The sequence below is a fragment of the Umezawaea sp. genome (genome assembly GCF_057122925.1).
In genome coordinates, this window is sequence record NZ_DBNGPQ010000111.1 from 42,710 (window position 1) to 69,665 (window position 26,956).

Sequence of the window (26,956 nt, forward strand, 5' to 3'; positions counted from 1 at the left end):
GAGGGGCGCGCGCTACTTGTACATGGTCTGGTTCATGGTTCCGGGCGCGTACGCGTCCGGGTCGACCCAGACGTTGATCAGCGAGGGCAGGCCGGACTCGCGGGCGCGCCGCAGGGCGGGTGCGATGTCCTCGGGGTCGCGCACCTCCTCGCCGTAGCCGCCGAGCATCGTGGCGAACTGGTCGTACTTCACGTCGCCGAGCGTGTTGCCGACGCGCTCGCGCTCCACGCCGTACTTCCGCGCCTGGCCGTAGCGGATCTGGTTCATCGACGAGTTGTTGCCGACGATGCCGACGAACGGCAGGTCGTAGCGGACCAGGGTCTCGAAGTCCCAGCCGGTGAGGCTGAACGCGCCGTCGCCGAACAGCGCGACGACCTCCTTGTCCGGGCGGGCGAGCTTGGCGGCGAGGACGAACGGCACGCCGACGCCGAGCGTGCCCAGCGGGCCGGGGTCCATCCAGTGGCCCGGAGACTTGGGCTGCACGACCTGGCCGGAGAACGTGACGATGTCACCGCCGTCGCCGATGTAGATCGAGTCCTCGGTGAGGAACTCGTTGATCTCGTGGACCAGCCGGTACGGGTGGATCGGCGACGCGTCCGACAGGAGCTGCGGCAGCCTGCGCTGCCTCGCCTGCTCCTCCACGCCGTGCAGCTCCTCCAGCCACGCCTTGCGGCCCACGGCGCCGTTGTCGACCCGTCCGGAGGCCGCCGCGGCGACCGCGGACAGCACGAGGCCCGCGTCGCCGACGATGCCGAGGTCGACGTCGCGGTTCTTGCCGACCGTGCGGTAGTCCAGGTCGACCTGCACGACCGTCGCCTTCGACGAGAGCCTGCGGCCGTAGCCCATGCGGAAGTCGAACGGGGTGCCGACGATGACGATGACGTCGGCGTTGTCGAACGCGTACCGGCGGGAGAGCTGGAAGTGGTGCGGGTCGCCGGGCGGGAGGCTGCCGCGGCCCGCGCCGTTCATGTAGGCCGGGATGTTGAGCTGCCGCACCAGGTCCACGGCCGCGTCGGTGCCCCGCGTCGTCCAGACCTGGCTGCCGAGCAGGATCGCGGGCTTCTTGGCGCCCACCAGCAGGTCCGCCAGCCGTTCCACGTCGGCGGGGTCGCCGCCGGAACGCGTGGAGGCGCGGTAGCGGCCCTCCTCGGGGACGCGGGCCTCGTCCACGGGAACCTTGGCGTCCAGGACGTCGCGCGGGATCTCCAGGAACGACGGGCCGGGAGCGCCGTGGTAGCACTCGCGGAACGCCATCGACACCAGGTCCGCGATGCGCGCGGTGGCCGGGACGGTGGCGGCGAACTTCGTGATCGGGGTCATCATGTCGACGTGCGGGAGGTCCTGGAGCGAGCCCATCTTGTGCTGGCTCAGCGATCCCTGGCCGCCGATCAGCAGCATCGGGCTCTCCGCGCGGAACGCGTTGGCCACACCGGTGACCGCGTCGGTGGTGCCGGGACCGGCCGTGACGACCGCGCAGCCGGGTGTGCCGGTGATGCGGGCGTAGCCGTCGGCCGCGTGCGCCGCCACCTGCTCGTGCGCACGTCGATCACCTTGATGCCCTCGTCGACGCAGCCGTCGTAGATGTCGATGATGTGGCCGCCGCAGAGGGTGAAGATCGTGTCGATGCCCTCGGCCTTCAACGCCTTGGCCACCAGGTGTCCACCGGAGATCAGGTCCGGACCGGCTGGGGTGTCGTCGGTGCTGGGCGCAACGGTGCCGCCTGAGGCGGCCTCGGTCGCTGTCCGCGCCATTGCTGGTCAACTCCTTAGTTCGCTCCACTCGGCCGGTCCGGCTGGCCGCTCCGGTGATGTTCTCTGTAGATTGCATACCGTATGGGGTAGGCATATAGTTACGCCTCGTTGGGGCCGATGTCCAGAGGGCGTCAGGAAGATTTCGGTGACGTGACCCGGTCGGCCCGTTATCCCTCCCAGACCGGTCGCCGCACGGGGTCCCAGGCCCGTGCGGCCCGGTCGCGCGCAGAGAGGACGGCCGCCTTGGACCTCTACGAACACGAGGCGAGAGACCTGTTCGCCGCCCACGGAGTGCCGGTGCCCGCCGGGCTCGTCGCCACCACACCGGACCAGGCCCGCGCAGCCGCCACCTCGATCGGCGGAGCCGTGGTGGTCAAGGCGCAGGTCAAGACCGGCGGCAGGGGCAAGGCGGGCGGCGTGAAGTTCGCCCCGTCACCCGACGACGCGGCCACCGCGGCGGCCGCGGTCCTCGGCATGGACATCAAGGGGCACACCGTCCACGAGGTGCTGGTGACCGCGGCCTGCGAGATCGCCGCCGAGTACTACTTCTCGTTCCTGCTGGACCGGGCGAACCGGACCTTCCTCGCGATGGCCTCCGCGGAGGGCGGCGTGGAGATCGAGGAGATCGCCGCGTCCACCCCGTCCGCGCTCGCGCGGGTGCCGGTCGACGCGCTCGCGGGCGTCGACCTGGGCAGGGCTCGGGAGATCGTCGCCGCGGCGGGCCTCCCGGACGAGGTGGCGCCGGTCGTCGTCGCGCTGTGGGAGGTGTTCGTCGCCGAGGACGCCACGCTGGTCGAGGTCAACCCGTTGGCGCGCACCGCGTCCGGCGAGATCCTCGCGCTCGACGGCAAGGTCGTGCTGGACGGCAACGCCGCGTTCCGGCACCCGGCGCACGCCCGGTTCGCCGACCAGCACGCGGGCGACCCGCTGGAGCGGGCGGCGCACCGGAAGGGCCTCAACTACGTCAAGCTCGACGGCGAGATCGGCGTCATCGGCAACGGCGCCGGGCTGGTGATGTCGACGCTGGACGTCGTGGCGGACGCGAGCGCCGGACTGGGCGGGTCGGGACCGGCGAACTTCCTGGACATCGGCGGCGGCGCGTCGGCCCAGGTGATGGCCGACGGCCTGGAGGTCGTCCTCGGCGACCCCGGTGTGCGCAGCGTGTTCGTGAACGTCTTCGGCGGCATCACGGCGTGCGACGCCGTCGCCGACGGGATCGTGCGGGCGCTGGACATCCTGGGCGACCGTGCGCACAAGCCGATCGTCGTGCGACTGGACGGGAACAACGTGGATGCAGGACGCCGGATGTTGCACACCGCAGACCATCCACTGATCACTCTGGCGGACACCATGGACGGCGCGGCCCACCAGGCGGCCACGCTCGCGGCGCGGGGGGGTGTGAGGTGGCGATCTTCCTCGACGAGGGCAGTCGGGTCGTCGTGCAGGGCATGACCGGATCCGAGGGCACCAAGCACACGCGGCGGATGCTGGCCGCGGGCACGACCGTGGTCGGCGGCGTGAACGCCCGCAAGGCGGGGCAGGCGGTCGACTTCGACGGACGAGCGCTGCCGGTGTTCGGCGACGTGGCCGAGGCGATGGCGGAGACGGGCGCGACCGTGTCCGTGCTGTTCGTGCCGCCGAGGTTCGCCAAGGACGCGGTGGTCGAGGCCGTCGACGCCGGGATCGGGATGGCGGTCGTGATCACCGAGGGCATCCCGGTGCACGACACCGCCGCGTTCTGGGCGCACGCGGTGGAGTCCGGCCGGACGCGGATCATCGGGCCGAACTGCCCCGGCGTCATCTCCCCCGGCAAGGCCAACGCGGGCATCATCCCGGCCGACATCACCAAACCCGGCGTCATCGGGCTGGTGTCGAAGTCGGGAACCCTGACCTACCAGCTGATGCACGAGCTGCGGGACTTCGGCTTCTCCACGTGCGTCGGGATCGGCGGCGACCCGATCGTCGGCACCACGCACATCGACGCCATCGCCGCGTTCGAGGAGGACCCGGAGACCGAGCTGATCGTGATGATCGGCGAGATCGGCGGCGACGCCGAGGAACGGGCCGCCGAGTTCGTGCGGGACACCGTCTCCAAGCCGGTCGTCGGGTACGTCGCCGGGTTCACCGCGCCCGAGGGCAGGACGATGGGCCACGCGGGCGCGATCGTGTCCGGCTCGTCCGGCACGGCCGCGGCGAAGCAGGAAGCCCTGGAGGCGGCGGGGATCCGGGTCGGGCGCACGCCCGGCGAGACGGCTGCGCTGGTGCGGGCCGCGCTGGAGGCGTGAACCCCCGGGGCCTTCGGGGCTCGCGCTCCCGAAGGCCCCGGGGGAAGCCCGTTCACACCGGCGCGGGCACGAGACCCAGCCGGTGCGCTCCGGTGTAGACGTTCATCGACGGGCCGCGCAGGAACCCGACCAGCGTCAGGCCCATCTCCGCCGCCAGCTCGGCGGCGAGCGACGACGGCGCGGACACGGCGGCCAGCACCGGGATCCCGGCCATCACGGCCTTCTGCACCAGTTCGAACGACGCCCGTCCGCTGACCACGAGCACGGTCCCGGTGACGGGCAGCCAGTTCGACCGCGCCGCCCAGCCGATGACCTTGTCCACCGCGTTGTGCCTGCCGACGTCCTCGCGCAGGCACAGGAGTTCACCGCCTGCGGAGAACAGGCCCGCCGCGTGCAGGCCTCCCGTCCGGTCGAACACCCGTTGCGCCGCGCGGAGCTTGTCCGGCAGCGACGACAGCGTCGCCGGGTCGACCCGCAGCGGGTCGTCGCGCACCGACCACGTGGACGCCATCCGCACCGCGTCCAGGCTCGCCTTGCCGCACAGGCCGCACGACGACGTCGTGTAGAAGTTGCGCTCCACCGACGGGTCGGGTGGCGCGACGCCGTCGGCGAGGCTCACGTCCAGGACGTTGTAGGTGTTGACGCCGTCGGCCGTGGCGCCCGCGCAGTAGCGGATCGCGGCCACGTCCGACACCGCCCTGGTCACGCCCTCACCGACCAGGAACCCCGCGGCCAGGTCGAAGTCGTCACCGGGGGTGCGCATCGTGACGGACAGGGGTTTCCCGCCGACCCGGATCTCCAGGGGTTCCTCCACGGTCAGGGTGTCCGGCCGCGCGGTCGCCTTCCCCTCCAGCACGCGCAACACCCTGCGTCTGGTCGTCACTCTTCCCATTGGTCCACCAGTTCGTCGTCGGGTCGTGGCAGAGCGCCAGGCAGTCGGTCAGCAGCCGGTGCAGCACCTCGTCGCGGCGGTCCCCCGCCCTGAGGGCGATGATCCTGGTCGCGTGCGCGACGACGGTGGGCGCGATCAGCCTGCCGCGCAGCGGTTTGACGCCCGCCAGCGCCGCGCAGTGCAGGACCAGGTCCACGACCGGCGCTCGGGTCGTGCGCAGGAGCCGCGCGGCGAACGGGAACAGGAGTTGCCTGCCGTCGTCGGTGCACTCGTCGTTGACGGACCTGGCGATCGACGCCAGCACCGGGTGGACGGCGGCCGGGCGGTCCGACCAGACCTCACCCGCCAGCGTCGACACCAGTTCCAGCAGGCACTGGCCGTGGCCCGGCGTGGGGTGCCTGCCGCGCGACAGCCTCGGCGCGGCGGTCATGGCGTGGGGAGGAGTCGGGAGCGGCCCGGCTGCACCAGCGCCCTGGTGAGCAGCGCGCCGATCAGGCCGACGAGCCCGGCCGCGACGAACGCGACCGGGTAGCCGTGGCTGGTGACCACCGCGCCCGCGACGCCGATGCCGAGCACCCCGCCGAGCGCCTTCGCGCTGTAGAGGAGGCCGAAGTTCTGCAGGCCGCTCTCCTCGCCGAAGAACTCGCGGACCAGCGCCACCAGCAGGGTGTAGCAGCAGCCCGTGCCCAGGCCCGCCAGGCACGCGCCCCACAGCAGTGCGGCCGGGCTGTCGTGCGTGCCGCCCCAGAGCAGGACGAACTGGGCGGCGCTGCCGGTGAGCAGCGACAGGTACCAGGTGCGTCTGCGGCCGAGGTGGTCGGAGACGCGGCCGACCAGGACCCGGCCGCCGCCCGTGCAGGCGGCGAGCGCGCTGAGCGCCACCGCGGCCCACAGCGGGTCGGTGCCGCTGAACGTGGCCAGGAAGGCAAGGTCGAACAGCGACACGGCGGCCGCGAGCGCCACCGCGAGGAACATCGGCGCGCCCGCTCCGCTGCGCAGCGCTTCGGCGGGCAGGTACTGGCGGACCGCCGACTGGTTGCGCCGCCGGGCCTTGTCCAGCGCCCACGCGCGGGGTTCGACGTGCGCGGGCCACCAGTGCCGCGGCGGGTCCTTCAGCGTCACGCCCGCGGCGACGATGAGGACGAGCACCACCAGGGCGGCGATGTCGAGGAACGGGATCCTGCTGCCTGTGTCCAACACGAAGCCCGCGGCCAGCACGAAGGGCACGCAGCCGTAGGCGAACGCGCCGCTGACGATCCCCACCTTCGACGTCACACGCTCGGGGAACCAGCGGACCACGGTGCCCACGCAGGCCGCGTACACCAGGCCCGCGCCGACGCCTCCCAGCAGCGAGTAGCCCAGGTAGAGGACGGGGAGGCTGGTGGCGTGGGCCAGGGTCGCCAGCCCGGTCCCGCAGAGCACGCCGCCCGTGACCACGGCGAACGCCGGGGACAGGCGGCCCCGGTCGCGCAGCCGCGCGGCGGGGAACGCCGTGGCCGCTTGGCAGACGGTCCACAGCGCCAGCGCCCAGACCACGTCGGTCAGCCGGTGGGTCTCCACGAGCACCGGCACCACCGCGCCGAACCCGTACTGCTGGACCCCGGCGGCGAGCATCGCCGCCCAGGCGGACCACAGAACCCAGTTCCTCGACCGGCCCACCAGGTCCCGGTCCGTCTCGCCCACGCGGTAGCGCCTGCCGTAGACGTCCCGCATCTCCTGTGGTTCGGGCATACTCCCACCCCACTAACATTGGAGATCGTATACAGTATTAAGTAGCCTCTTGTATAACACCGCCCGTGCCGGATGTCCACGTCGGGAGCAATCTCATGACCAGCTGGCCAGAAGCCCGACAAGCGGCCCGAGACGCCGCGAAGCCCTTGGAGGCCGTGGAGGTGCCGCTGGCGGACGCGCTGGGCGCCACGCTCGCCGAGCCGCTCACCGCACACACCGCCATGCCCGCCTTCGACACGTCCGCGATGGACGGGTACGCCGTCGCCGGTCCTCCACCGTGGTCGCTGGTGGGGGAGGTTCGGGCGGGCGGGCGCCTGCTTCCGACGGGTGCCGGGTGGGTGGAGACCGGGCGGGCGAGTGCGCGGTGGGCGGCTGACGCATCGTCGACCGGGGTGGGTGTCGGCTGGACGGGTGTCGATCAGGCGAGTGCCGCGGAACCGACGCGGACGGGCGACGGGCGGGGGAACGCTGTTCGAGCGAGTGCCGCGGACCCGACGCGAGCAGGTGCCGCAGAGCCGCCGAGAGCGGAGGGACAGCGGATGGGCGCCGCGGAAACGATGCGAACAGGCGGTGAGCGAGCAGACGCGGGCCAGACCAGTGCCGTGGGGCCGGTGCGAACAGGAGCCGCAGAGCCGCCACAAGCGGAGGGGCAGCGGATGAGTGCCGCGGAAACGATGCGGACAAGCGGCAGGCGAGGAAACACTGTTCAAACGAGTGCCACGGAACCAACGCGAGCAGGTGCCTCAAAGCCGCCACCAACGGATGACCAGCAAGTGGGCACCACAGCACCGATACGAACAGGCGGCGGGCGAGCGAACACTCTTCAAGCGAGTGTCGCGGAACCGGTGCGAGCAGGTGCCGCGGAGCCGCCACCAACCAATGGCGGGCGGTTGGGTGCCGCGGAATCGACCCGCGTGGACGTGGTCGATCAGACTGGGCCCCCTGCGCAGTCCGCTCAATCGTGTGAATCGCGCGCAGACGCACGCCAACACGCACAGGCTTCGGGACACTGTATGCAGTCGACTGGACACCTCATCCTGTCGCCCGGTCAGGCTGTCGGTATCGCTACCGGCGCCCCAGTCCCCCGAGGCGCTGACGCGGTGCTGCCGATCGAGCGGGCCGTTCTCGTCGGCCGCACGGTCACCGGTGAGGTCCGCGCCGGTCAGCACGTTCGTCGCAGGGGTGAGGACTGCGAGCGGGGTCGGGAGCTGCTGCCCGCGGGCACGGTCGTCTCCCCCGCCGTTCTCGGGCTGGCCGCCGCTGCCGGTCACGACGTCCTGCGCGTCCACCGGAGGCCGCGGGTGGCGGTGGTGCTGACCGGTGACGAGGTGGTTCGGGCGGGAACACCGGGGGTCGGTCAGGTGCGGGACGCGATCGGGCCCGTGCTCCCCGGCGTGCTGGCCGCGGCCGGTGCCGAACTGGTGGACGTCGTGCACGTCCCCGACCAGGCGGAACCGCTGGCCGATGCGCTGCGGAGACAGGGCGTCGACGTCCTGCTCGTGGGCGGTGCGACCTCCAAGGGTCCAGCCGACCACCTGCGGACGGTGCTCGGAGAGCTGCGCGCCGACGTCCGGGTGGCCGGGGTCGGGTGCAGGCCGGGGCATCCGCAACTCCTGGCCGTCCTGCCGGACGGCCGGTGCGTCGTCGGGCTGCCGGGCAACCCGTTCGCGGCGCTCGGCGCGTGCGCCACGCTGGTGGAACCGCTGGTCGGAGCGTTGGCGGGGCGGTCGGTGAAACCGGCGGTCACCGCCCACCTGCGATCGGACGTGGTCGCGCACCCTCGGGACACCCGACTGGTTCCCGTGGTCCTGTCCGGTTCGACGGCCGCACCGGTCGGCCATGACCGTCCGGGCACGCTGTGGGGCGCGGCCCTCGCCGACGCGCTCGCCGTCGTCCCCCCGCGGTGGTCGGGCGGCCCGGTCGAGGTGCTGCACTTGCCCGGCTAGTGGAAACGAACGCCTGCGAGGCCACGCGGCGCACTAGGATCCGAGGTCCAGGCCACGCGACCCCGAGGTGAGCAGCACACCCATGTCCCACACCTTCGGTGTCGACCTGCGCGGAATGATCGACCTGCTCAGCCACCACCTCTACAGCAGCCCCCGCGTCTACGTGCGAGAACTGCTGCAGAACGCGGTCGACGCCATCACCGCGCGCCGCGCCCTCGACCCGGACGCTCCCGCCGAGGTGCACATCGAGCCCGTCGAGGTGACGGGGGGTGTGCTGCGCGTCACGGACACCGGGATCGGTCTGTCGGAGGACGAGGTCCACGACCTGTTGTCGACCCTCGGCAAGACGTCCAAACGAGACGACCTGGGGTTCGCGCGGCAGGGTTTCCTCGGGCAGTTCGGGGTCGGGATGCTGTCGGCCTTCCTCGTCGCCGAGGAGATCAGGTTGACCACTCGGTCAGCCGGGGGCGGTCCCGCGGTGCGGTGGACGGCGGACGCGTCCGGCAACTACCGGGTCGAGGTCGACGACGGCGCGCACGACGCGATCGGCACGACGATCGAGCTGGTGCCGAACCGCGACGCGGAGCACTGGCTGACGACGGACATGGTGCGGGTGCTGGTGACCGAGTACGGCGACCTGCTGCCGGTCGTGGTGCGCGTCGCGGGCGAGGTCGCGACGACCGGCGAGCTGCCGTGGGGGCGGCGGTCGGAGGAGACCGGCACCGACCTCGGCGAGCGGATGGCCGACTACGGCGAGGAGCTGTTCGGGTTCCGGCCGTTCGACGCCATCCCGATCGAGGTGCCCGCGGTGGGGCTGACCGGGGTCGCGTTCGTGCTGCCCGAGGGCGTGCACCCCGGCACGCGCCAGTCGCACCGGGTGTACCTGAAGCGGATGCTGGTCGGCGACGGCGTCGAAGGCCTGCTGCCGGACTGGGCGTACTTCGTGCGCTGCGTGGTCGACTCGTCGGCGCTGCGGCCGACCGCGAGCCGGGAATCCCTGTACCAGGATGAAACGCTGCTGGCCGTGCGCGACGAGCTGGGCAAGCAGGTGCGGGACTGGTTGGTGCGCCTGGACGCGACCGACCCGGACCGCACGTCGCAGCTCCTGTCCGCGCACCACCTCGGCATCAAGTCGCTGGCGCGCGCGGACGACGAGATGCTGCGGCTGGTCGAGCGCTGGCTGCCGTTCGAGACGACCGAGGGCGCGGTGCCGCTGCGGCAGTTCCGCCGGATGCACGGCACCGTGCTGTACGTGCCGAACGTGGACGAGTTCCGCCAGCTCGCCCCGGTCGCGCAGGCGCAGGGCATCGGGCTGCTGAACGCGGGCTACGCCTACGACGTGGAGATCCTGGACCGGTTGGTGGCGCTGGACGGCGCCGTGGCCGCGCGCCAGGTCGCGCCAGGCGAGCTGCTGGCCGCGCTGGACCACCCGGAGCCGCTGTTCGACTCCGAGCTGAAGTCGCGGCTGGCGGAGGCGCGGGGCGTGCTGGACCGCCACGACTGCGAGGCCGTGACGCGCGACTTCGACCCCGTGTCGCTGCCCGCGCTGCTCATCTCCAACGTGGACGGTGAGCGCAAGCGCGACGCCGAGGAGATCTCCGGTGAGGCGGACCCGCTGTGGGCGGAGCTGCTCGGCGAACTGCTGGGCGAGGCGTCGACGGCCAGCCAGCAGCTCGTGCTGAACTGCCGCAACCCGCTGGTGCGGAGGCTGGCCGCGCTGTCGGACCCGTCACTGGTCGAGCTGACCGTGGAATCCCTGTACGTGCACGCGCTGCTCCAGGCGCGGCGCCCGATGCGGCCCAAGGACACCGCAGCGCTCAACCGATCGTTCTTGGAGTTGCTCAACCGGGCCGTGGGGGACCGATGACCGACAAGCTGGCAGCCGAGGAGCAGTTCACCGAGGCCTACCACCTGCCGCCGGGCATGGCCCGGCACGAGGCGCTCGAACGCGCGGCGCGGGTCGCGGACGCGGCCGACCACCAGCAGCTCGCGGTGTCGTGCCGGGTGGCGCTGATCCGCTCCTGCTACGACCTCGGCCGCTACGACCTGATGCTGGCGCCGTTCGCGTGGTGCACCGCGGCGGAGAAGCGCGGCCCCGAGGACTTCGGGCGCTGGGAGTCGCACACGTTCGACTGGTGCCACAAGTGGATCGCCAACGGTCTGCGGCGCGACCCGCGGTTCAGCCTGGCGCAGCTCAACGCGGTGGTCGACCAGTTCGAGAACCGCTACCGGCAGCACGGCTTCTCGATGCAGCCGGTGCACGGCGTGCGGGCGACCCTCGCGCTGCACGTCGGCGACGACGAGGCGTACCGCGAGCACCTGACGAGGTTCCTCGCGCTCGACCGCGGTCCGATGAGCGACTGCGAGGCGTGCGTCGTGGAGGACCAGGCCGCCCACCTGACCCGCCTCGGGCGGCACGCGGAGGCCGTGGCGCTCGCGGAACCCGTGCTGCGGCAGGAAACCACGTGCTCGACGCAGCCGCAGGGCATCCTGACGGCGCTGCTGCCCGCGTTCGTCGCGCTGGGCGACCACGAGCGGGCGAGCAACGCGCACCTGGTGGCGTGCAGGCTGATCAAGGACGACGAGCTCACGAGCTACCTCAACGCGCACCTGGAGTTCTGCGCCACCTCGGGCCACGCGGCCAGGGGCGTGGACCTGCTCTCCGGGCAACTCCACCGCGTGCACCAGTCCACCAGCCCGGCCGAGGCGATGGACTTCGCCGCCGCCGCGGCCCTGCTGCTCAGCCGCGTCGGCGAGGACGTCCGGTTCGAGGTGCCGCAGGTCGACGGCGTCACCACCAGCAGCATGAGCGCGGGGGAACTGCGCGCCGAGCTGGAGGCGTCCGCGCTGTCGTGGGCCGAGCGCTTCGACGAGCGCAACGGCACGAGCGCCGTCGGCGACCGGGTGCGCGAAACGCTGGAGCGCCCCGACACCGGGCACGTGCCGCTGGCCGTTCCCGTCCTCACGCCCGCGGACGTCGTGGAGGAGCTGGACGAACTCGACCTCCCGTCGGACCCGGTCGAGCTGGCGGAGCGCGCCAACGCGGCGTTCGACGCGGGCGACTTCATCACCGGCAGCAGGCTGCTGCGGTCGCTGCCCGCGGACATGGACGCGCTGCTGCCGGACGCGCTGGCCGCGCAGCTCATGGCGAAGCGCTTGACCGCGAACGCGTCCCGGATCCCGCGCGAGCAGCTGCTGACCGGGTTCGCCGACGTCGTCGCCCAGCTCGCCGACGCGGGCGAGGCCGACCTGGCGAACCGCTACCGGGCTCGGCTGGCCGTGTGGCGGCTGCTGGAGGACGGGCTGGAGGCGAGCACCGCCGTGGCCCAGGAGTGCCTGACCGAGGCCGACGCGCACGGCAGGCCGTTCACCGCCGTGCTGGCCCGGCTCGTGCTGGCGGAGCTGCTCGACCACGCGCACGAGCACGAGCCCGCCGAGTTCCTGCTCGCCGAAGCGCACGCCCAGGCCACGGCGGAAGCGCCGGAGCTGGTGACCAGGGTGCGGGTGGACCAGGCCGAGCACCTGGCCCGCTGCCAGGACTTGGAGGGGGCGCTCGCCGCGGTCGCCGAGGTGCTGGCCGAGGACCTGCCGGAGAGCGTGCGGTTCGACGGGACGCGGATCAAGCTGCGGCTGGAAACCGTTCTGGGGCAAGGGGATGCGGCCGTGCGCACCGCCAACGCCCTGGTGGCGAGGGCGGCCCGGTACCCTGGGCGGTGGCGCGCTGAAGCGCAGCGGCTGCGGGCCGTGACCGTCGAGGAACTCGGCCTGGAGGCCACCCACCTGGGCGAGCTGCGCGAGGCCGTGGCCGCGTGCCGCGAGTACGGCGGCGACGCGCACACCGCGCAGGCGTGCTACTCGCTGAGCGGTGGCTACCTCAAGACCGGCAGGCTCGTGGAGGCGGCCGAGACGCTGGAGGAGGCGCTGAGGCTGGTCCAGTCGGCCGGGGTCGAGGCGGAACTGGGGCTCCAGGTGCGTTTCCGGCTCGGCCAGACGTGCGCGCAGCTCGGCGAGAACCAGGCCGCGCTGCGCCACCTGACGATCTCCCTGGAGCACATCGGCCCCGACGAGCACTGGCAGCGTGCGGTCGCGCTGGACGCGCTCGCCAACGCGCGCCGCAGGCTCGACCAGCTCGTCGAGTCGTCGCACACCTACTCCGAGGCCGCGCGGTTCTGGATGCTGATCGACCAGCCCGGTGAGGCCGCCGGGTCGTGGGTCGAGGCGGCGAACGTGCTGCCCGCGGGCGAGTCCACCGAGGGTCTGGCCGCGCTGGCCGAGGCGGAACGCCTGCTGCCCGGTATCGAGGACAGCGGCGTGCGCACGCACATCGCCGCGCGGATCGCCGCGATCAGGGCGTTCCTGCACGCGCAGGCTGGCGAGTACGACCTGGCGATCGAGCAGAACGCCCTGGCCGAGCAGGCCGCGATCGACCTGGAGGACGAGGGCTGGCAGGCGTTCCTCGTCGCGCGCGGTGGCCGGTTCCGGCTCCGGTCCGGTGACGCGGCGGCGGCGGAGACCGCCGCGCGGCGAGCCGCCGCGCTGCTCGGCGACGAGACTCCGGGCGAGGTGGTCGCGGAGGTCGTGTCGGTGCTGGAGGACGCGCTGACCGAACTCGACCGTCCAACCGGGACGGACCCGCTGGTGCGGGCGTTGACGGCGCGACTGGAGGGCTGAGGCGTGCGGTGGGTCGCCGTGGTCTCGCTGCTGCTCGCCGTGGTGGCGTGCGGGTCGCCCTCTCCCCCGCCCGCGGTGTCGTCCACGACGCAGGCCCCTCCCCCGCGTGATCCGGTGGTGCAGTGCGCGGACCGGCTGCTCTACTGGCTGGACCGGATCCGCACGTCGCCGGACGCGAGCGGGCTCGACTACCAGTCGATGGGGTTGACCGGTGCGGAGTACGAGGAGCTGATCAAGCTGCGGGAGCTGCCGCCCGCGCCGACCCCGCCGACGGCCGAGGCCACGGCGGCGTGCACCCGGCTCGAAGCGCTGCCGAAGCCGTCCACTGGATCGGCGTGGCCGGGTTAGCGCGGGTTCGCGCCCCGACTCACACCTTCCGCAGCGCCTTCGCCGAGGCGTAGAGGCACACCGCGGCGGCCGTCGCGAGGTTCAGGCTCTCCGCGCTGCCGTAGATCGGGACCTTGAGGGAGGTGTCCAGGGTCGCGATGACGGTGTCCGGGAGGCCGTGGGCTTCGCTGCCGAACACCCACGCCGTGGGGTGGCCGAGGTCGCCGCGGTGGTCGGCGGTGTCCAGGTCGTCGGTCGCGTAGCCGTCGGCGGCGACGAGCGTGAGACCCGCCGTGCGGCAGGCGTCGAAGACCTCGTCCGCGTCGCGGGCGCGGGTGATGGGCAGGTGGAACAGGCTGCCGGTGGAGGCGCGCACGCACTTGCCGTTGTGCGGGTCGACGGTGTCGCCCGCGAAGATCACCGCGTCGGCGCCCGCCGCGTCGGCGACGCGGACGACCGTGCCCGCGTTGCCGGGGTCGGTGACGCCGTGCAGGACGGCGACCAGTCGCGGCGTGCCGCGCAGCGCGACGTCCAGCGGCACGTCGACCGGATCGCACACGGCGAGGAGGCCCTGGGGCGTCACGGTTTCCGAGAGGCCTGCGGCGGCCTTGTCGGTGATCACGCTGATCCGCACGCCCGCGTCGACCGCGGCGTGCACGATCGGCTGGTTGCGTTCGGCCGCGGTGTCCGTGACGAACAGCTCGTGGACCCGGCCGCGCCCCGAGGCGGACCAGGCGAGCGCCTCGCGGACGGCTTGGGCGCCCTCGGCGAGGAATTGTTCTGCGCGGTCCCTGCCCGGACGGCGGGTCAGCCTCCGAGCAGCAACGACCCGAGGTGTCCGTTCGGTGAACGGAGCTGCCTCGGGTCGTTGTGCGCGAGTGTGGTCGCTCAGGCCTTGTCCTCGGCCAGCGGCGCGTTCACGTCGTCGGGCATGGCGGCCTTGGCCAGCTCGACGATCGCGGTGAAGGCGGCCGGATCGCTGACGGCCAGCTCGGCCAGGATCTTGCGGTCGACCTCGATCTCGGCCAGACGCAGACCCTGGATGAAGCGGTTGTAGGTCATGCCGTTCGCGCGGACCGCGGCGTTGATGCGCTGGATCCAGAGCTTGCGGAAGTCGCCCTTGCGCGCACGGCGGTCGCGGTACGCGTAGCCGAGCGAGTGGAGCACCTGCTCCTTGGCCTTGCGGTACAGCCTCGAGCGCTGGCCGCGGTAGCCGCTGGCGAGCTCAAGGGTGGTACGGCGCTTCTTGTGGGCGTTCACGGCCCTTTTGACGCGTGCCACTGTTCATCCTGTCGATCTCGTGGGGCCCGGCGGGTGGCGCCGGGGCCCCGGTGTCCAAGGGGGTGGGGCAGGCTCAGATGCCGAGCAGCTTCTTCAGGCGAGGCACGTCGTTCTTCGCGACCTCGACCGTGCCGCTGAGCCGCCGGGTCAGCTTGCTCGACTTCTTCTCGAGCAGGTGGCGCTTGCCCGCCTTCTCGCGAAGCAGCTTGCCGCTACCGGTGACCCTGATCCGCTTGGAGGTCCCTTTGTGCGTCTTGTTCTTCGGCATTTCCGTCCTCGTCTCGTGCTGCCACCGGGATGGGGCGGCCATGCGCCTTGCGGCCGAAGCCGCAAGATCACTCCTGCGCTGTACCCGCGTCCTGCTCGGACGCGACGTCCACACCGTCGCCGTAGTCCGGCTTCAGGGGACGGGTCTTCGTGGTCTTGTGCGGCGCCAACACCATGATCATGTTGCGGCCGTCCTGCTTCGGGTTGGACTCGACGAAGCCCAGCTCGGCGACGTCCTCCGCCAGTTTCTGCAGCAGCCGGTAACCCAGTTCCGGACGCGACTGCTCGCGACCGCGGAACATGATGGTCACCTTGACCTTGTTACCACCGGACAGGAACCGGGCCACGTGGCCCTTCTTCGTCTGGTAGTCGTGCGGGTCGATCTTCGGCCGGAGCTTCTGCTCCTTGATGACCGTCAGCTGCTGGTTGCGGCGTGACTCGCGGGCCTTCTGCGCGCTCTCGTACTTGAACTTGCCGTAGTCCATGAGCTTGCAAACCGGCGGCCGAGCCTGCGCGGCGACCTCCACGAGGTCAAGATCCGCTTCCTGGGCGAGTCGGAGCGCGTCCTCGATGCGAACGATCCCGACCTGCTCGCCGTTCGGTCCAACTAGACGGACCTCCGGCACCCGAATGCGGTCGTTGATGCGCGGCTCGGTGCTGGCGGGAGCACCTCGGTTCGAGGGACTTGTCATTCACGTCCTTTGAGACTCGTTGTGCGCCAAAAACAAGAGCCCCGACACCATTGCTGGTGCGGGGCCCGCCTCCGACCGATCACCCGAGCCGACGCGCGAACGCGTCAGGCAGAACGGCACGGTGGCCTTCTGCTGGGACCGGAACCCGGCCGCCTTGACGGCTGCACGGGTGGGAGCGGGGCTCCACTTGCCGCCCTCGCACGAACGAGGGCTGGTCGCGCCGTAAAGAGTAGCAGATGCGGTTGTCAACCCCCGAATCGGCGACCCACTCGGGCGTCTTGCGACAATGGCGGGGTGACCGAGCAGCCCGAAGTCGACGTCCGCGACCTGTCCGAGGTGCCCAGCATCGAGGTGATCAGCAGGGCGGCCGTCATGCTGCTGTCCGCCGCCGCCGAACGCCTCGGCCTGGCCGACGAGGATCCCGACACGAGCCCCCGCCGCGACCTCGACGAGGCGCGCAGGCTGATCACCGCGCTGGCCGGGTTGATCACCGCGTCGGTCGAGTACCTGGGACCGCACGCGGGGCCGTTGCGGGACGGGCTCCAGTCGGTGCAGCGGGCGTTCCGGGAGGCGTCGGTGGTGCAGGACGCGCCGGGCGCCGGACCGGGTGAGAAGTACACGGGTCCGGTGTACTGACCGCTCGACCCCGACGACAGCAGGCAGTCGTCTGCATGCAGGCGGTCTGCGGGTGGGTTCGGTGACGCGAGCACCTGGATCACGAGGTGGGTCCGGTGAGGGCCTGGCGGCGGTAGACAGGGGCGAGGGTTCCGGGCCGGCTTGACGAGCGCTTGAGCTGAGCGCTTGAGCTGGGCGGGTGGACTGGGCGGGCGGGCTCGCGGGGGTCAAGATCGGCCTACAGCCGCACGACCAGCATGCCCACAGGCCCCAGGCCAACGCGACGACCCGCTCACCCCTGGCGAACGGGCTCGCGTGGACTTGGATCGACTCACCGGCACAGCAACAAGCAGGCGCACAGCCACCGATCAGCCTGCCGAGCAGTCGACCTCGGCGATTGGACCCGCGGAGTCCGGGACAGGCCTATCGGTGCATCGACTCCGGCGACGGTAGGCAGCCCGCATTCTCAGCCTTGCCTGCTGGCTCCAGACAGCGGTGAACAGGCTGACGCTCCAGCCCATCCCCCGTTTGATCCGCCCACAACGAACCTAGGCGCGCCCACTACTAGCCGACTGGATTTTGCATACAGAATTCCGTAGACCAGATACCGTAGGCCAAAGGCCGGCAGGCGGCCTACCCGCGAATGCCCAGCCGCGCCAACCTGCGCGATGCCAGCGTCGCGATCACCTCGGGGTCCCCGCGCCGCCAGCCGTCCACCGGATCGCCGTCGAACCTCGCCAGCTGCGCGAGCGACATGGTGTTGAGCGCGTGCAGTGCCAGCAGGTCGGTGCGGCCCGTGTCGCGGAGCCGCCTGGCGGCGAACGCCCTGCGCGCGAACCGCACCCGCAGCGGCAGCCAGGTGATCAGCAGGAACACGACGGGCAGGACGATCAGCGCCACCGTCAGCCACAGGGCGACCGTCTCCACCGCCTCGATCTGCGAGCGGCCGACGTCGGACAGGGTCGTGCCCGCGTCGGTGCCCTTGCCCAGGGCGCCTGCCAGGTCGTCACCGACCACCGGCACGCGGCCCGCGCTGCCCGCCGCGTCGGAGAAGGCGTCGTGGACGCGGTTGCCCGCGCTGACCAGGCCGTCGCCGGGGGCTCGGGCGGCGAGGACGCCGTCCCGTGCGCCCAGCGCGAACCAGACCCAGAACGCGACCCAGCCGAGCGCCAGCACGTCGGCGATGACCTGACGGGTGAACCGCGCGGCGCCGTCCGCGTACCACTTCATGCGCACCACTTCATGCGCAACGTCTATCAGCACAGCGGTTCGACGGGTAGCGCCGGGTGGCCGCCCGCTAATGTGCGGTCGGTGTCCACGACGTTCGGCGACCTGCTCCGCACCCACCGCGTCCGTTCCGCTCTGACGCAGGAGGAGTTGGCCGCCGGGTCCGGTGTGAGCGTGCGCGCGATCAGCGACATGGAGCGCGGTCGGGCGAAGGGGCCGCAGCGGCGGACGGTGGAGGCGCTGGCGCGGGTGCTCCGGCTCGACGGCGAGGAGCTGCGGGAACTGGTCGACACCGCGAAGGCCGGGCGGATGCGCCACCAGGCCCCGGCGGCGCCGTGGGCGCTGCCGCCGGACGTGCCGGACCTGACGGGGCGGGTCGAGGAGCTGCGGCGGCTGGAGCGGGTGGCGGCCGGGGGGCGGGCCACGGAGGTCGTCGTGGTGCACGGGCCGCCGGGCGCGGGCAAGACGACGCTGGTGGTGCACGCCGCGTACCGGTTGGCGGACCGCTTCCCGGACGGCTGCCTGTTCGTGAACCTGCGCGGCATGGACGCGCGGCCGGTGCCGCCGGGCGAGGTCATGCACAAGGTGCTGCGGACGCTGGGGGTCGCGGAGGACCGGATCCCGGCGGTCGACGAGGAGCGCGCCTCGCTGTACCGGGCGGAGCTGCGCGGGCGGTCGACGGCGCTGGTGCTGGACAACGCGGCCGACGAGGCGCAGGTGCGGCCCCTGCTGGCGACCGGGTCGTCGTCGCTGGTGCTGGTCACGTCGCGGCAGACCCTGGGGGGGCTGGAGGTGGGTACCAGGCTCGCGCTGGACGTGCTGTCGAGCGCGGAGTCCGTGCGGCTGCTGGGCGCGATCACCGGTCTGGAGCGGGTGTCCGCCGAACGGGCGGCGGCCGAACGGGTCGCCGACCTGTGCGGGCACCTGCCGCTGGCGCTGCGGATCGCGGGCAACCGGCTGGCGAGCAGACCGCGCTGGACGGTCGGGCACCTGGCCGAGCAGCTGGGCGACGAGGGGCGCAGGCTCAGCGCGCTCACGTCCGGCGACCTGCGGGTTCGGGCCGCTTTCCTGATGTCGTACCAGCACCTGAACGCGCGGGCGGCGCTGGTGTTCCGGCGGATGTCGCTGGTGCCCGGCGGGGACGTGACGCCCGCGCTGGTCGCGGTGGCGGCGGGGGTCGAGGAGGACGCGGCCGAGGAGACGCTGGAGGAGCTGGTCGACGCGAGCCTCGTGGAGGTGTCGGCGACCGCGGGCCGGTACGTGTGCCACGACCTGCTGCGGGTGTTCGCGCGGGAACGGCTGGGCGCGGACGAGACGGACGAGGCCGTCGACGAGGCGCGGTGGCGGACGATCGACTGGCTGCTGCGCGAGGCGCGGGCGTCGGCGCGGGTGTTCGGGCCGAACGGGGCGGCCGGGGACCGGGAGAAGGCGGCGGCGTGGCTGCACCGGGAGACGGGCCACTGGATCGGCGCGCTGCGGTTGGCGCACGCCGCGCGGCGGCACCGGACGGTGCTGGACGTGGCGACGGCGATGCACTGGTACTCCGACCAGCGCGGTGACGGCGTGCTGTGGCACGAGGTGTTCCGCTACGGCGTGGACGCGGCCCGCGCGCTCGGCAGCAGGCGCGACGAGGCCGTGCAGCTCAACTTCCTGTGCTGGACGCTGTGCGTGCTCCTGGACCAGCAGAACGCGGCGCTGGTGGTGCACGAGCAGGCGTGGGCGGCGGCGGTCGACTGCGGTGACCCGCTGGAGCAGGCGTGGGCGCTGTACTACCGGTCGGCCATCGAACGGCGCCTGGGACGGTTGGACGAGGCGAGGGCGTTCGCCGTGCGGGCCGTGGAGGGGTTCGAGGCGGCGGGCGACGAGCTGTCGGTGCAGTTCGCCCTGTCGAACCTGGGGATCCTGCTGCACCTGTTCGGCCGGTACGCCGAGTCGGCCGAGGTGCACCGCAAGTGCGTGGCCTTCCACCGCGCCCGCGTCGAGGAGAAGCCGGACGGGCACGACCGCGAGACGCTGGCGGTGAACCTGCTGCGGCTGGCCGCGAACCTGATCGCGCTGCGGGACTGGGACGGGGCGCGCGCGGCGTCCGAGGAGGCGCTGGTGCTGGCGCGGTCGTCGCAGGCGCGCAACACCGAGTCGGACGCGCTGTTCCGGCTCGGCGCGGTGCTGCACGGGCAGGGCGACGCGGCGGACGCGGTCGTGCGGCTGCGGGAGGCCGTGGCCGCGGTCAACCCGATGCGCACGACGGCGCTGGTGGAGATGCTGGGCCTGCTCGCGACCGCGCACGACGACCTCGGCGAGCACGACCTGGCCAGGTCGTGCCGGTCGCGGGCGCTGGACATCTGCTCGCGGTCGGAGACCGCGACGACGCGCGCGTTCGCCGACGAGCTGCGCCGGGCGCTGGACGCCCCGCCCGAGGTGCGGCGCGACGGGCACGCGTGACGCGGACCGGGACCGCCACCGGAGGGCGGCCCCGGTCGTCGGGTCAGTCGCCGAGCACGGCCAGCGCGTCGATCTCCACCAGCAGGCCTGCCGGGAGGCCCACGTACACGGTCGTGCGGGCGGAGTACGGCTCGGTCATGAACTCGCCGTAGGCGTCGTTCATCTCGCCGAAGTGGGCGGTGTCGGTGAGGTACACGCGCAGCATCACGACGTCGTCGAAGCTCGCGCCCGCGGCCTCCAGCACGGTGGCCACGTTGCGCAGGGTCTGCGCGGTCTGCTCCTTCACCGTGTCGCCGACGATCGCACCGGTCTCGGCGTCGAACGCGACCTGACCGGCGACCTGGAGGATGTTGCCCTTGCGGACGGCCTGCGAGAACTTCGCGATGGGCTTGGGCGCGGAGTCGGTGTGGATCTCGATCTTCGGCAAGGTGGGAACCTCTCTAGTCGCGCGGCGTGTAGCCGCACTCGATGGACGCCGCTCGCGCCGTGGCGAGCAGGTTGGGCACGAGGGCCAGCAGGCCCTCGAGGTCGAGCAGCACCTTGGGGACGGACATCGAGACGGCCGCCACCACCTCACCGCGGGAGCCGCGGATCGGCGCGCCGATGCAGTGGATGAAGTCCTCGTGCTCGGAGTTGTCCATCGCGTACCCGCGGTCGCGCACGCGTTCCAGCTCGGCCAGGTACGCGGTGGGGTCGGTGATCGTGTTCGCGGTGAGCCTCGGGTACTCCATGGACTCGGCGATCTCGCGCCGCTTGGCCTCCGGCAGGTCCGCCAGCAGCACCTTCGCCACGGCCGTGCAGTGCAGCGGCGCGCGGCGGCCGACGCGGGAGTACATGCGCATCGGGTGCGTGCTGTCGTACTTGTCGATGTAGATCACCTCGCCGCCCTCGTAGCTCGCGAGGTGGACGGTGTAGCCGGTGAGCGCGTTCAGCTCGCGCAGCGCGGCTTCGGCGCTGCGGCGGACGTCCCGCTCCTCCAGCGCGCGGTTGGCGAGGTCGAACAGCGCGGTGCCGAGCCGGTAGTGGTGCACGCCCTCGCGCTGCACGAACCGGTGCGACTCCAGGGTTCTCAGCAGCCTCAACGCGGTCGACTTGTGCACGTCGACCACGCCGGACAGCTCCTCCAGCGTCTTGGGGCCGGTCGCGAGCTCGCCGACGAGCGTCAACGCGCGGTCCAGGCTCTGGCTCATGGGCTCTCCCGTAGGTGCGCCGCAGCCCAGGTGGGCCCGTCGGCGTCGAGCAGCGGTCCGGTGACCGCGGCGGGCAGCGGCCGCCCGACGTCCTCGGTGGTCAACAGCACGGCGGCCGCCTGGAGGTGACCCGCACGCAGTCGCCTGGCCGGAGGGTTCCCGGCCAGGTGGGCGGCAAGATAACCCGCCGCGAACGCGTCACCCGCGCCGACCGGCTCGACCACGTCCACGCGCAGCGCGGGCTGGTAGGTGTGGACGTCGCCCTCGACGAGCGTGGCGCCCCTCTCCCCCTGCTTCACGACGATGCTCGCCGGGTCGGGGAGCAGGGCGCGCAGCTCGTGCGGGTCGCCGGTCCCCCACACCGCCTCGGCCTCGTCGGCACCGGCCAGGACCACGTCGGCGGCGTTGGCCAGCTCGCGCAGCACGGCCGGGTCGCGGTCGCGCCACAGCGCGGGCCGCCAGTTGAGGTCGAACGACACCAGGTGACCGTCCCGCGGTCCGGTCAGGACCTCCCGCAGCAGTGCGAGGCAGCTGTCGGACAGGGCCGCGGTGATGCCGCTGACGTGCACCAGCCGCACGTCCGCGAGGTCGACGCCGTCCAGCGCCCCCGGTCCCAGCGCCGAGGCGGCGGACCCCCGCCGGTAGTAGCGGACCGGGCTCCCCGAGGCGTCGGCCTCCTTCACGTACAGGCCCGTCGGCCGGTCCGGGTCGACGTGCACGGCGCTCACGTCCACGCCCGCGCCGCCGACCTCGTCCAGCACGGCGCGACCGAACGCGTCCGCGCCGACCGCGCTCACCCACGAACTGGTGACGCCCAGTCGGGCGAGATGACAGGCCACATTGGACTCGGCGCCGCCGATCGCCCTGCTCCAGTGTCGTACGCCGTGCGCGGGACCGGGTTCGGCAGGCACCATCACGACCATCGTCTCGCCCAGGCAGACCACACCGCCCGCTTGTTCGAACCTCATCCGCTTCTTTCCTCCGGACTTGCTCGTTGACGGCGGGTCAGGCGAATGTTACACACTTCAGCATCACATCGCGCAATAGCCGTTGCAAAATATGCAACGTGAGGAGCGAGACACGTGCACTCCGCCGACATCGATCGGACCGCGGTAGCCGCGCTGCGCGCGGAACGCGTCGACTGGCAGTTCAAGGGCTTGCCGAGCTCGACGTTCGGCGCCACCGTGGGCGAGGTCGCCGACCGGCGCCTCGACCTGTTCGCCGACGGCTTCGTCGGCCCGCTGGTGGTGCTCGACGCCGAAGCGCTGGAGCACAACCTCACGACGATGGCGGGGTGGTGCGCCAGGCACGGCGTCGCGCTGGCGCCGCACGGCAAGACCACGATGGCGCCGCAGCTGTTCGCCCGCCAGCTCGACCACGGCTCGTGGGCGATCACGGCGGCCAACGCCAGCCAGCTCAGGGTGTACCGGGCGTTCGGCGTGAGCCGGGTGCTGCTGGCCAACCAGCTCGTCGACCCCGCCGCGCTGCGGTGGCTGGCCGACGAGCTGGCGGCCGACCCGGCGTTCGAGTTCACCTGCTGGGTGGACTCGGTGGCAGGGGTGCGGGCGATGACCGAGGCGCTGGGGTCCGCCTCCCGACCGGTCGACGTGCTCGTGGAGCTCGGCGCGACCGGCGGCCGGACCGGGGCGCGCGACGCGGACACCGCCGTCGCGGTGGCGCAAGCGGTTGCGGAGAGCCCGGCGCTGCGGCTCGTCGGCGTCGGCGGGTACGAGGGCGCGCTCGCGCACGACGCGTCCGAGCAGGCGAAGTCCACAGTGGACGCCTATCTTGACGCGGTGCGCGACCTGGTGCTGCGGCTGCACGGCGAGGGCCGGTTCGACGGCGTCGACCAGGTGATCGTCACGATCGGCGGCAGCGCGTACTTCGACCAGGTCGCCGCGGCGCTGACCCGGCCGTGGCCGGAGGACCTGCCGGTGCTGCCGGTGGTGCGCAGCGGCGCCTACGTGACGCACGACGACGGTTTCTACCGCGGCATCTCGCCGCTGGGCAGGACCGAGGGCGAGCAGCCGTTCCGGTCCGCGCTGCGGGCGTGGGCGCAGGTCACGTCGAAGCCGCAGGCCGACCTGGCGCTGCTGACGATCGGCAAGCGCGACGCGTCGTTCGACGAGGGCCTGCCGGAGCCCCAGGTCGTGCGGTCGGCGGGGGTGGAACGGCCGCTGAGGGGCGCGACCGTGACGGCCCTGAACGACCAGCACGCGTTCCTGGCGATCGGCGACGACACCGTGGAGGTCGGGGACTGGATCGGGCTCGGCCTGTCCCACCCGTGCACCGTGTTCGACAAGTGGCGGCTCATCCCCGTGGTCGACGGCACGACCGTCGTCGACCTCGTCCGGACCTACTTCTAGGGAGCAGGCGTGGACATCGTCTTCAAGGGCGCGCGGGTCGTGGACGGCACCGGCGCACCCGAGCACCGGGCGGACGTCGGCGTGCGCGACGGCCGGATCGCGGAGATCGGCGACCGGCTGTCCGGCGGGCGGACCGTCGACGCCGACGGGCTCGTGCTGGCTCCCGGTTTCATCGACATGCACTCGCACTCGGACCTCCAGGTGCTGGCGAACCCCGACCACCTGGCCAAGGTGTCGCAGGGCGTGACCAGCGAGGTGCTCGGCCAGGACGGGCTGTCGTACGCGCCCGTGGACGACGCCGTGCTGGAGACCCTGCGCGGTCAGCTCGCGGGCTGGAACGACGACCCGCCGGGCTTCGACTGGAACTGGCGGTCGGTCGGCGAGTACCTGGACCGGCTCGACCGGGGCATCGCGGTGAACGCCGCCTACCTGGTGCCGCAGGGCACCGTGCGGATGCTCTGCGTCGGCTGGGAGGACCGGCCCGCGACCGACGCCGAGGTCGACCGGATGCGGACCGTCGTCGCGCGGTCGCTGCGGGAGGGCGCGGTGGGGCTCTCGTCCGGCCTCACCTACACGCCCGGCATGTACGCGAGCACGTCGGAACTGGTCCAGCTCTGCCAGGTCACCGGGTCGCTGGGCGGCTACTACAGCCCGCACCACCGCAGCTACGGCGCGGGCGCGCTGGAGGCGTACGCGGAGATGGTCCAGGTGTCGCTCGACTCCGGCTGCCCGCTGCACCTCGCGCACGCCACGATGAACTTCCCGGTGAACGAGGGCCGCGCGGGTGAGCTGCTGACGCTGCTCGACGACGCCATCGCGGCCGGTGCGGACATCTCGCTCGACACCTACCCGTACCTGCCCGGCGCGACCTACCTGTCGGCGCTGCTGCCGAGCTGGGCCACCGAGGGCGGCCCCGAGGCGACGCTGGCCCGGCTGTCCGACGCGGACGCGCGCGAGCGGATCAGGGTGGAGATCGAGGAGACCGGGTCGGACGGCTGCCACGGCGTGCCCGTCGACTGGAACTCCATCGAGATCAACGGCGTGCGGCGCGCGGAGAACGCGCACCTGGTCGGCCGCAGCGTCGCCGCGTCGGCGACGAGCGCGGGCCGGGCGGCGTCGGAGGTGTACTTCGACACCCTGGTGGCCGAGCGGCTCGGCACGTCGTGCCTGATGCACGTCGGCCACGAGGGCAACGTGCAGGCGATCATGCGCCACCCGGCCCACACCGGCGGCAGCGACGGCCTGCTGGTCGGCGACCGGCCGCACCCGCGCGCGTGGGGCACCTTCCCGCGCTACCTCGCGCGCTACGTGCGGGAGCTGGGCGTGCTCGGCCTGGAGGACTGCGTCTCCCACCTCACCGGGCGGGCCGCGAAGCGGCTGCGCCTGACCGACCGCGGCCTCGTGCGCGAGGGCTACGCGGCGGACCTGGTCCTGTTCGACCCGGAGGAGGTCGCGGACACCGCGACCTTCGACAAACCCCGGCAGGCGGCTGCCGGCATCCCGTACGTGCTCGTCAACGGGGTGCCGGTGATCGACGGCGGTACGCACACCGGGGCGCTGCCCGGCCATTCCCTGCGCAACAACGGGAGCACGATGTGATCAACTGGCTGCAACACGAAACGGGCGGCCTGCTGACGCTGTCCGCGATCAGCATCGCCCTGCTGCTGATCATGATCATCCGGTACAAGGTCGAGCCGTTCATCGCCCTGCTGATCGCCGGTCTGCTCGTGGCGCTCGCCGCGGGCCTGCCGGTGGAGACCCTGGTCGGATCGGCCCAGAAGGCGTCGGGATCACTGCTGGAGGGCGGCTTCGGCGGCATCCTCGGGCACATCGCGTCGATCATCGGCCTCGGCACGCTGCTCGGCGCGATCCTGGAGGCGTCCGGTGGCGCCCAGGTGCTGACCGGGTCGCTGCTGCGGGCGTTCGGCGAGAAGCGCGCGCCGCTCGCGATGGGTCTGGCCGGTCTGATCTTCGGTGTGCCGGTGTTCTTCGACATCGGCATCTTCGTGCTGGCGCCGCTGGTCTACGTGGCGGCCAAGCAGGGCGGCAAGTCGATCGTGCTGTACGCCATGCCGCTGCTCGCGGGCCTGTCGGTCATGCACGCGTTCATGCCTCCCCACCCCGGCCCGGTGGCCGCGGCCGGTCTGCTGAAGGTCGGCCTCGGCTGGATCATCATCATGGGCCTGGCCTGCGCGATCCCGGCGTGGTTCGTCGGCGGCATCCTGTACTCCACGTGGATCGGCAAGCGGATCAACGTTCCCGTGCCCGAGGAGATGCTGGCCGCCGCCGAGGAGGCGCGGGGCGACGACGAGGTGGAGAACCCGCCGTCGCTCGGCCTGGTGCTGGGGATCATCGCGATCCCGCTGGTGCTGATCCTCGCGGGCACGTTCGGCAGCATCCTGCTGGCCAAGGGCTCCCGCCTGTACGGGGTGTTCACGTTCTTCGGCACGCCCGCGGTCGCGCTGACCATCGCGGTGCTGCTGGCCACGTGGCTGCTCGGCTACCGCCGCGGCATGACCCGCGACCAGCTCACCGAGCTGACCGGCAAGTCGCTGCGCCCGGTCGGCATGATCCTGCTCGTCGTCGGCGCGGGCGGCTTCTTCGGCGCCGTGCTCTCCGCGACCGGCGTCGGCAAGGTGCTCGCCACGTCGCTGTCGGACATGGGCCTGCCGGTGATCGCGCTGGCCTACGTCATCAGCTGCGGCATGCGCATCGCGCAGGGGTCGGCCACCGTCGCGATCGTCACGACCACCGGCATCGTCGCGCCGGTCGTGGCGGACCTGGACTACTCGCAGCCCCAGCTGGCGCTGCTGGTCATGTCGATCGCGGCGGGCTCGATCATCGCCTCGCACGTGAACGACGGCGGCTTCTGGATCGTCTCGCGGTACTTCGGCCTGTCGGTCAAGGAGACGCTCCAGACGTGGACCGTGCTGGAGACCGTGCTGTCCGTGGTCGGCTTCATCATGGCCGCGGGGCTCAGCCTGGTCGTCTAACCGCCCTCCCGCTGACGAAGGCCCGCCCGGCGAGTTCGCCGGGCGGGCCTTTCGGCGTATTCGGTCACCCGTTCAGCCCAGCTCGGCGCTGTCGAATAGCGACATCGATCATCTCGCCAAAAAATGAATCAACTTTAAGACCGTGCCGCACTAGTGCGGTCTTGGCCAACGACATCCACGACCGTGCACCACAGCCCGGAAATCCACTCCGCAGCGTCTACCACCTGGCCGCGAATTCACCCGAAACGGGGAACGCGACCACACTTTCTCGTCAATGATG

General features: G+C 72.2%; 22 protein-coding genes and 1 pseudogene. 11 read left to right on the forward strand and 12 right to left on the reverse strand.

Annotation, left to right across the window (positions count from 1 at the left end; genetic code table 11):
* Positions 1–12: 12 nt before the first annotated feature.
* Positions 13–1,751 (reverse strand): annotated as a pseudogene (locus AC156L_RS25900) (thiamine pyrophosphate-binding protein).
* A 243-nt stretch (positions 1,752–1,994) separates the two neighbouring features.
* On the opposite strand from AC156L_RS25900, the gene sucC reads away from it, so the two are divergent.
* Both sucC and sucD read left to right on the forward strand, forming a co-directional pair.
* Entirely contained in the window at positions 1,995–3,203 is a 1,209-nt protein-coding gene (gene sucC, locus AC156L_RS25905) for an ADP-forming succinate--CoA ligase subunit beta (RefSeq protein WP_330873581.1), read from the forward strand.
* Positions 3,155–4,036 carry a succinate--CoA ligase subunit alpha gene (sucD, locus tag AC156L_RS25910; protein ID WP_330873582.1) on the forward strand — a complete coding sequence of 294 codons (882 nt, stop codon included), beginning with the start codon at positions 3,155–3,157 and terminating at the stop codon, positions 4,034–4,036. The genes sucC and sucD overlap by 49 nt, the downstream gene beginning before the upstream one ends.
* 52 nt (positions 4,037–4,088) lie before the next feature.
* On the opposite strand, the gene fdhD is transcribed toward sucD, so the two are convergent.
* The 3 genes from fdhD to AC156L_RS25925 are packed head-to-tail and all read right to left on the reverse strand — an operon-like array spanning position 4,089 to position 6,659.
* On the reverse strand, positions 4,089–4,892 hold the full coding sequence (gene fdhD / locus AC156L_RS25915) for a formate dehydrogenase accessory sulfurtransferase FdhD (RefSeq protein WP_330873583.1): 804 nt from the start codon (positions 4,890–4,892) through the stop codon (positions 4,089–4,091).
* Positions 4,783–5,358, reverse strand: coding sequence for a hypothetical protein (locus tag AC156L_RS25920; RefSeq protein WP_330873584.1), 576 nt, complete (start codon positions 5,356–5,358; stop codon positions 4,783–4,785). The genes fdhD and AC156L_RS25920 overlap by 110 nt, the downstream gene beginning before the upstream one ends.
* Complete coding sequence (locus AC156L_RS25925) at positions 5,355–6,659, reverse strand: OFA family MFS transporter (RefSeq protein ID WP_330873585.1); 1,305 nt, start codon at positions 6,657–6,659, stop codon at positions 5,355–5,357. The genes AC156L_RS25920 and AC156L_RS25925 overlap by 4 nt, the downstream gene beginning before the upstream one ends.
* Positions 6,660–6,754: 95 nt before the next feature.
* Between AC156L_RS25925 and AC156L_RS25930 the strand changes: the two genes are divergently transcribed.
* The 4 genes from AC156L_RS25930 to AC156L_RS25945 all read left to right on the forward strand — a co-directional run bounded on the left by AC156L_RS25930 (position 6,755) and on the right by AC156L_RS25945 (position 13,624).
* The gene (locus AC156L_RS25930) at positions 6,755–8,605 is read left to right on the forward strand and encodes a molybdopterin molybdotransferase MoeA (RefSeq protein WP_330873586.1); all 1,851 of its coding nucleotides are present in this window, start codon (positions 6,755–6,757) and stop codon (positions 8,603–8,605) included.
* An 82-nt stretch (positions 8,606–8,687) separates the two neighbouring features.
* On the forward strand, positions 8,688–10,472 hold the full coding sequence (locus AC156L_RS25935) for an HSP90 family protein (protein WP_330873587.1): 1,785 nt from the start codon (positions 8,688–8,690) through the stop codon (positions 10,470–10,472).
* Positions 10,469–13,276, forward strand: coding sequence for a hypothetical protein (locus tag AC156L_RS25940; RefSeq protein ID WP_330873588.1), 2,808 nt, complete (start codon positions 10,469–10,471; stop codon positions 13,274–13,276). The genes AC156L_RS25935 and AC156L_RS25940 overlap by 4 nt, the downstream gene beginning before the upstream one ends.
* Positions 13,277–13,279: 3 nt before the next feature.
* Entirely contained in the window at positions 13,280–13,624 is a 345-nt protein-coding gene (locus AC156L_RS25945; protein WP_330873589.1) for a hypothetical protein, read from the forward strand.
* A 19-nt stretch (positions 13,625–13,643) separates the two neighbouring features.
* On the opposite strand, the gene AC156L_RS25950 is transcribed toward AC156L_RS25945, so the two are convergent.
* The 4 genes from AC156L_RS25950 to infC all read right to left on the reverse strand — a co-directional run bounded on the left by AC156L_RS25950 (position 13,644) and on the right by infC (position 15,843).
* Positions 13,644–14,495, reverse strand: coding sequence for a TrmH family RNA methyltransferase (locus tag AC156L_RS25950; protein ID WP_330873629.1), 852 nt, complete (start codon positions 14,493–14,495; stop codon positions 13,644–13,646).
* Positions 14,492–14,884 carry a 50S ribosomal protein L20 gene (rplT, locus tag AC156L_RS25955; protein WP_259629492.1) on the reverse strand — a complete coding sequence of 131 codons (393 nt, stop codon included), beginning with the start codon at positions 14,882–14,884 and terminating at the stop codon, positions 14,492–14,494. Before rplT ends, AC156L_RS25950 begins: the two co-directional genes overlap by 4 nt.
* Before the next feature lie 73 nt (positions 14,885–14,957).
* Positions 14,958–15,152, reverse strand: a complete 195-nt coding sequence (gene rpmI, locus AC156L_RS25960; protein ID WP_259629493.1) for a 50S ribosomal protein L35 — start codon at positions 15,150–15,152, stop codon at positions 14,958–14,960.
* A 67-nt stretch (positions 15,153–15,219) separates the two neighbouring features.
* A complete protein-coding gene (gene infC, locus AC156L_RS25965) occupies positions 15,220–15,843 on the reverse strand; it encodes a translation initiation factor IF-3 (protein ID WP_330873590.1) in 624 nt (207 codons plus the stop codon).
* 294 nt (positions 15,844–16,137) lie between these two features.
* On the opposite strand from infC, the gene AC156L_RS25970 reads away from it, so the two are divergent.
* On the forward strand, positions 16,138–16,479 hold the full coding sequence (locus tag AC156L_RS25970; RefSeq protein ID WP_330873591.1) for a DUF1844 domain-containing protein: 342 nt from the start codon (positions 16,138–16,140) through the stop codon (positions 16,477–16,479).
* Positions 16,480–17,091: 612 nt separating this feature from the next.
* Here AC156L_RS25970 and AC156L_RS25975 read toward each other — a convergent pair.
* Positions 17,092–17,688 carry a hypothetical protein gene (locus tag AC156L_RS25975; RefSeq protein WP_330873592.1) on the reverse strand — a complete coding sequence of 199 codons (597 nt, stop codon included), beginning with the start codon at positions 17,686–17,688 and terminating at the stop codon, positions 17,092–17,094.
* Between the two features lie 81 nt (positions 17,689–17,769).
* On the opposite strand from AC156L_RS25975, the gene AC156L_RS25980 reads away from it, so the two are divergent.
* Positions 17,770–20,127, forward strand: coding sequence for an ATP-binding protein (locus AC156L_RS25980; RefSeq protein ID WP_330873593.1), 2,358 nt, complete (start codon positions 17,770–17,772; stop codon positions 20,125–20,127).
* A gap of 43 nt (positions 20,128–20,170) precedes the next feature.
* Here the strand turns inward: AC156L_RS25980 and AC156L_RS25985 are convergent, their stop codons facing one another.
* Genes AC156L_RS25985 through AC156L_RS25995 form a run of 3 tightly spaced genes read right to left on the reverse strand, consistent with a single transcriptional unit; the run spans position 20,171 to position 22,285 of the window.
* A complete protein-coding gene (locus AC156L_RS25985) occupies positions 20,171–20,554 on the reverse strand; it encodes a RidA family protein (RefSeq protein ID WP_330873594.1) in 384 nt (127 codons plus the stop codon).
* Positions 20,555–20,567: 13 nt separating this feature from the next.
* Entirely contained in the window at positions 20,568–21,317 is a 750-nt protein-coding gene (locus AC156L_RS25990) for an IclR family transcriptional regulator (RefSeq protein ID WP_330873595.1), read from the reverse strand.
* Positions 21,314–22,285, reverse strand: coding sequence for a sugar kinase (locus AC156L_RS25995; protein WP_330873596.1), 972 nt, complete (start codon positions 22,283–22,285; stop codon positions 21,314–21,316). Before AC156L_RS25995 ends, AC156L_RS25990 begins: the two co-directional genes overlap by 4 nt.
* Before the next feature lie 114 nt (positions 22,286–22,399).
* Here AC156L_RS25995 and AC156L_RS26000 point away from each other — a divergent pair, with 114 nt between their 5' ends.
* From AC156L_RS26000 to AC156L_RS26010, 3 genes are read left to right on the forward strand one after another with little or no spacing between them, the layout of a single operon-like run.
* On the forward strand, positions 22,400–23,683 hold the full coding sequence (locus AC156L_RS26000; protein WP_330873597.1) for an amino acid deaminase: 1,284 nt from the start codon (positions 22,400–22,402) through the stop codon (positions 23,681–23,683).
* A gap of 9 nt (positions 23,684–23,692) precedes the next feature.
* A complete protein-coding gene (locus AC156L_RS26005; RefSeq protein ID WP_330873598.1) occupies positions 23,693–25,282 on the forward strand; it encodes an N-acyl-D-amino-acid deacylase family protein in 1,590 nt (529 codons plus the stop codon).
* Complete coding sequence (locus AC156L_RS26010; protein ID WP_330873599.1) at positions 25,279–26,676, forward strand: GntP family permease; 1,398 nt, start codon at positions 25,279–25,281, stop codon at positions 26,674–26,676. The genes AC156L_RS26005 and AC156L_RS26010 overlap by 4 nt, the downstream gene beginning before the upstream one ends.
* Positions 26,677–26,956: the final 280 nt, after the last annotated feature.